The following is a 5,101-nucleotide window of genomic DNA, read 5'->3' as shown; positions in this document are numbered from 1 at the left end:
GCGCGCCATCTGCGCGTCACTCAGCCAGAAAAGATTGCTCATCAGTGGGGCCTCCTGTGCCCCCTGAAGCACCGATCAAGGTCACAATCAATGGGTCCTGACCCTAAGAAACTCGGGACTATTCACTCTTCTTGCCCCTGCCCGTCACCGAAAGTCCCGTGTCCTCACCCTGATGCCCTTGCCTCCTGGCTCTGCCGACGGCGCGGCATGTCGGAACTCATCGCCCCGGCCATGCGGCAGGGGGAATGCCTCCTCCCGCTCCCCAACGCCAGCCAGTTCACGCGAGAGGCCAATGATCCGATGCGCTACCAGATGCACGACCTCGCCCTCCCGCTGGATGCGGCCTGCGACGGCGATCATGCTGGAGGAAAGGATCACCCGGCGGAACCGATCGAACACCTTCTGCCAGACCACGACATTGGAGATGCCGGTCTCGTCCTCCATGGTGATGAACATCACCCCTTTGGCCGAGCCGGGGCGCTGGCGGACCAAGACCAGGCCGGCGGTCTCCAGCCAGCGGCGGTCGCGGCTGGCCATGGCCTCGGCGCAGGTGACGATACGGCGCTGCTTCAGGCTGTCGCGCAGGAAGGCGACGGGATGGCGGCGCAGCGTCAGGCCGGTGCGGGCGTAATCCTCGACCACCTCGCGGCCCGCCACCATAGGGCGCAGCGCGACAGCGGGTTCGTTCACCTCCGCGACCAGCGTCCCCTCACGTGCCGAGGCGACAGCGAACAGCGGCAGTTCCTCGTCGCGCAGGCCCCTGAGCGCCCAGAGCGCCTCGCGCCGGGCGAGGCCGAGGGCCGGGCGGAAGCCGTCGGCCTCGGCAATCCGGGTCAGGGCGGCGACCGGCAGGCGGACCCGGCGCCACAGATCCTCGACCGAGGCGAAGGGCTGATCGGCCCGCGCGGCAACGATCGCGGCACCGTGGGCATTGGCCAAGCCTTTGACCAGGCGCAGGCCAAGCCGGACAGCATAGCGCCTTTCGTCGTCTTCCGGCCGCCCGGTCGGTTCCAGCGTGCAGTCCCAGCGACTGGCGTTGACGCAAACGGGCCGGACCTCGACGCCACGGTCGCGGGCATCGCGGACGATCTGCGCGGGGGCGTAGAAGCCCATCGGCTGGCTGTTCAGCAGCGCGGCGCAGAAGGCGTCGGGGTGCCGGCATTTCAACCAGGCTGAGGCATAAGCCAGCAGCGCAAAGCTCGCGGCATGGCTTTCGGGAAAGCCGTATGACCCGAACCCTTCCAACTGCCGGAAGATCCGCTCCGCAAACTCCCGCTCGTAGTCGCGCGCGACCATGCCAGTGACGAGCTTCTCCTTGAAGGCCGAGACGCCGCCGGTGGTCTTGAAGGTGGCCATCGACTTGCGCAGCAGGTCGGCCTCGCCCGGCGTGAAGCCGGCGCATTCGATGGCCACCCGCATGGCCTGTTCCTGGAACAGCGGCACGCCCAGGGTCTTGCCCAGCACCTTTTTCAGTGCGGGCTTCGGGTAAACAACCGGCTCCTTCTCCTCGCGCCTGCGCAGATAGGGGTGGACCATGTCGCCCTGGATCGGTCCAGGCCGGACGATGGCGACCTGGATCACCAGGTCGTAATATTCCCTGGGCTTCAGGCGCGGCAGCATCGCCATCTGCGCCCGGCTCTCGATCTGGAAGGTGCCGATCGTGTCGGCCTTGCAGATCATGTCATAGGTGGGGGCGTCACCCTGGGGGATCGTCGCGAGATCGTGGATGATGCCCTTGTGACGGGCCAGCAGATCCAGCCCCTTTCTCATGCAGGTCAGCATCCCGAGCGCCAGCACATCCACCTTCATAAACTTCAAGGCATTGATATCGTCCTTGTCCCATTCGATGATCTGCCGGTCTTCCATGGCGGCAGGCTCGATCGGCACCAGGTCGTCCAGGCGGTCTTGCGTGAGGACAAACCCGCCCGGATGCTGCGATAGGTGCCGGGGCGCGCCTTGCAACTGGCGGGCCAGGTCCAGGGCAAGACGCAGCCGCCGGTCTTCCGGGTTGAGGTTCAGGCTGCGCAGATCCTGGTCGGTGATGCCTTCGGTCCAGCGGCCCAGATGGCCGGACAGCGTCTGGATCAGGTCTACCGGCAGGCCCATGGCGCGGCCGACATCGCGCAGGGCGCCCTTGGCGCGGTAGCGGATCACCGTGGCGGTCAGCGCGGCGCGATCGCGGCCATAGGTCTGGTAGACCCATTGGATCACCTCCTCGCGGCGCTCGTGTTCGAAATCCACGTCAATGTCGGGCGGCTCCTGGCGCTCCTCGCTGACGAAGCGTTCGAACAGCAGGTTGTCGCTGGGCGGGATTGCGGTGATGCCCAGCACATAGCAGACGGCGCTGTTCGCCGCCGAGCCGCGCCCCTGGCAGAGGATGTCGCGGGATCGGGCGAAGCGGACGATGCTGTGGACGGTCAGGAAGTAGGGCGCGTATTCCAGCTTTTCGATTAGGGCCAACTCATGGGTCAGGCTGGCCGTGACCTCCGGGGACAGGCCTTCGGGGTAGCGGTCTGCCGCGCCCTCCCACGTCAGCCGCGCCAGCGTCTGTTGCGGGGTCAGGCTGGGATCGTCGCGTTCCTCGGGGTATTGATAGCAGAGTTCGTCCAGCGAAAATCGGCAGCGGTCCATGATCTCGACGGTCCGGGCCAGGGCTTCGGGATGGCGGGCAAACAACCGATGCATCTCGACAGGCGGCTTGAGGTAGCGGTCGGCGTGCCGCTCGCGCTTGAAGCCCAGGGCATCTACGGTGGTGGTGTGGCGGATCGCCGTCACCACGTCCTGAAGGATGCGGCGCGACGGTTCGTGATAAAGTACGTCATTGGTGATGACGGTTGGCACGCGCGCCCGATGCGCCATCAGTGACAGTTCGTGCAGCCGCAACTGATCGTTCGGGCGGCGGCGCAAGGTTAGGGCCAGATAAGCGCGGTCGCCGAACAGGTCGCGCAGCCGCCGCAGGCGCAGCGCGCAGACATCATCCGCAAGATCCGGAACCAGAACGGCGATCAGGCCCTCGGCATAGTCGGCCAGATCGGACCAGTCCAGACGGCACCGGCCCTTGCCGACGCGGGATTTGCCAAGGGTCAGCAGCCGGCACAGCCGGGCATAAGCGGCCCAGTCGGTGGGATAGACCAGCAGCGATGCCCCGCAGGCCAGGTCCAGGCGGCAGCCGACCACCAGCCGGACGCCGGTGGCCTTGGCCGCCTCCCAGGCCCGGACGATCCCGGCCAGCGAGTTGCGGTCGGTGACAGCAAGCGCCTCGATGCCCATCAGGGCGGCGGTGACGAACAGCTCCTCGGCCGAGGAGGCGCCGCGCAGGAACGAGAACTGCGATGTCACCTGCAATTCGGCATAGCGCGGCCCGGTCATCCGAAGACCCCGTGCAAAAACCAGCGGTGGCTGCCGGTCCCGAGGTTCTCGCCGTCGCCCGCTCGGAAGATCCAGAAGCGTTCCCCCCCGTCATCCTCAATGCGGAAATAGTCCCGGACGGCGATCATCTCGGCGTCGCGCTTCCACCATTCGCCGAAGACGCGCTCGGGGCCATCGGCGCGGCGGACCCGGCGGCGTATGCCGCGCCAGGCAATCCAGACCGGCGGATGGTCGGGCAGCAGCGCCATGGTCTCGATCGGCTCGGGCCGGGGCAGCAGGCGGGACGGGCGCGGCCAGTGATCCGGCCAGCCGGCGCCGACAGGCTCGGCCAGGGCGGCGATGCGGGCGACAGCGCGTTCGGGCACGTCGCTGGCTACCGGGGCCATGCGATAGACGGCGCGGGCGCCGACGCGGTTGGCCAGCACATCGACCAGGCCGGAAAGGTCGGCCGCCGGTTCCTCGATCAGGCGGCTGGCCGCCTGCCGGGCCGCCAACGGCTCGGCGATGGTGGCGGCCAGCGACAGGATCTCGATGCCGTAGCCAGGCGCGATGGTCTCGATCTTGTCGCACAAGAGCCGGGTCAGGCGCTTCGGATCGCGCTGCGGCTGGGCGAGGCCGACGCGAACCGTCTGGATATGACTGTCCACCCGCCAGCAGAGCAGGTCGAGGCGCCGGGCGCCAAGGCCGCGCTCTTCGAGGGCCGCGCAAAGCTGCACGGCCAGCTTGCCGATATAGCGAGCGATGGTCTCGGCGGCGGAAATGGGTTCGGCGAAGCTGCGGCGCACCTCGACCAGGCCCTCCGGGCGCAGCGGTTCGATCGGTTCATTGGCATGGCCGAGGGCCTGATCGAGTCTTCGGCAGAGTTCGGGGCCGAAGCGCCGGGTCAGCGGCGCGCGCGGCTGGCCCAGCAGATCGCCGATGCGGACGAAGCCCAAGCTGCGCAGTCCGGCCACGGTCGCGGGCGGCAGGCGCAGCGCGGCGAGGGGCAGGGGGGCCAGCAGGGTGTCCGCACTGCCCGGCTCGGCCCAAAAGACCGGATCGGCCCGATACCGGGCCAGGGCATGGGCGGCCCCCCAGGTATCGGCCACGGCGGCGCGCGCGGTGACGCCGGACATCGCCAGCCGACCGATCAGCGCCTCCAGCATGGCCGCCTCGCCGCCATGCAGGTGATCGGCGCCGGTCGAGTCGATGACGATCCCGTCCGGCGGATCGACCGCCACGATGGGCGAAAACCGTTGCAGCACCCACAGCGCCAGCCGCTCAAGGCTGGCGGCATCCTCGGCCGGATCGGCAGGCGCGACTCGCAAGCCCGGCACCAGGGCCTGGGCCTTGCTGACCGGCATCCCGACATGCAGGCCCAACTGCTGCGCAGCGGCATCGGTGGCCGTTACCAGGCGGCGGTTGCCGACCCGGCCCGCCAGGACCAGCGGCGCCTCAGCCGAAGGCGCCGCGTCGCCCGCCTGCCGCCGCAGCCGGTCCACCGGCCACGTCGGCAGGAAGACCGAGATGACCCGAGCCATCGCATGCCTCCAGTTCCACGTCAAAACTTTCGCCTGCCCGCGCCCGGATCAGTTCCACCAGCCAACGGGCGCGACCGACACCGGGGACCGGCAGGGCGGCCGAGGGCAGGACCGAGACCCGCCAGCGGGTCATCGCCGCCGTGGGCTGCCCGAAATCCGCCGCATCTGCGGACCTGCGCCAGCGGCGCAGGGCGATGCCGGTGGTGCCGGAT

At 68.8% G+C, this 5,101-nt stretch carries 3 protein-coding genes; all 3 read right to left on the bottom strand.

The features are described from left to right. Positions 1-144: 144 nt before the first annotated feature. Complete coding sequence (locus ACTJI6_RS23495; protein WP_440804155.1) at positions 145-3,369, bottom strand: error-prone DNA polymerase; 3,225 nt, start codon at positions 3,367-3,369, stop codon at positions 145-147. Then, positions 3,366-4,889, bottom strand: coding sequence for a Y-family DNA polymerase (locus ACTJI6_RS23490; RefSeq protein ID WP_440804152.1), 1,524 nt, complete (start codon positions 4,887-4,889; stop codon positions 3,366-3,368). The genes ACTJI6_RS23495 and ACTJI6_RS23490 overlap by 4 nt, the downstream gene beginning before the upstream one ends. Beyond that, positions 4,804-5,101: hypothetical protein (locus ACTJI6_RS23485; protein ID WP_440802769.1), on the bottom strand; the 298-nt coding region annotated here is incomplete at its 5' end. The genes ACTJI6_RS23490 and ACTJI6_RS23485, both read right to left, overlap by 86 nt.

The sequence above is a fragment of the Paracoccus sp. 22332 genome (assembly GCF_052045125.1).
Lineage (GTDB): Bacteria > Pseudomonadota > Alphaproteobacteria > Rhodobacterales > Rhodobacteraceae > Paracoccus > Paracoccus haematequi_A.
This window is presented reverse-complemented; position numbering and strand designations above follow the sequence as displayed.

Excerpts from the sequence above, each read along its gene's own strand:
- ACTJI6_RS23495 (WP_440804155.1), bottom strand. The coding sequence starts at position 3,369 with ATGACCGGGCCGCGCTATGCCGAATTGCAGGTGACATCGCAGTTCTCG.
- ACTJI6_RS23490 (WP_440804152.1), bottom strand. The coding sequence starts at position 4,889 with ATGGCTCGGGTCATCTCGGTCTTCCTGCCGACGTGGCCGGTGGACCGG.